Below are 407 nucleotides of genomic sequence, written 5' to 3' on the forward strand. Positions count from 1 at the left end.
GTACAGGATTCCGTCCCGGCCACGACCGATGAGTTGCAGCGGCACTCCACCGTCCACCGTCGCGCCCTCGCTGACACCGACGATCTCCAGCGTCGCCGGAACGGTGGGCACGGTCACCTTCACAACTGCTGGCGTGCCCTGCATGCCGAGCCGATCGGTGGCGTTGGCGATGATGGCGTGCTCTCCGGGTTCCAGCGTTGTGGCGACGTAGTCGCCGGGTGCCACCCACCCGAAGTCGGTAGTGCCGGTCATGACCCGAGTCCACAGTTCGTGGCCGAACATGTCGACCGCGTGGGGCCGAATGGCGATCAGGCCGTCGGGGCTCACGATGTCGCCGTCGAGTGGGGTCTCGAAGGTGACGGTCGGGGGCTGCAGTTCGAGGTCGAGCATCGCCGCCACCGCCTCAC

1 protein-coding gene is annotated in these 407 nt (G+C 67.6%); it reads right to left on the reverse strand.

What is annotated here, in order from left to right; genetic code table 11:
* Nucleotides 1–390: hypothetical protein (locus I6F37_RS42635; protein ID WP_225154773.1), on the reverse strand; the 390-nt coding region annotated here is incomplete at its 3' end.
* Between the last annotated feature and the right edge of the window lie 17 nt (nucleotides 391–407).

The sequence above is a fragment of the Bradyrhizobium sp. NBAIM08 genome (assembly GCF_020193935.1).
Lineage (GTDB): Bacteria > Pseudomonadota > Alphaproteobacteria > Rhizobiales > Xanthobacteraceae > Bradyrhizobium > Bradyrhizobium yuanmingense.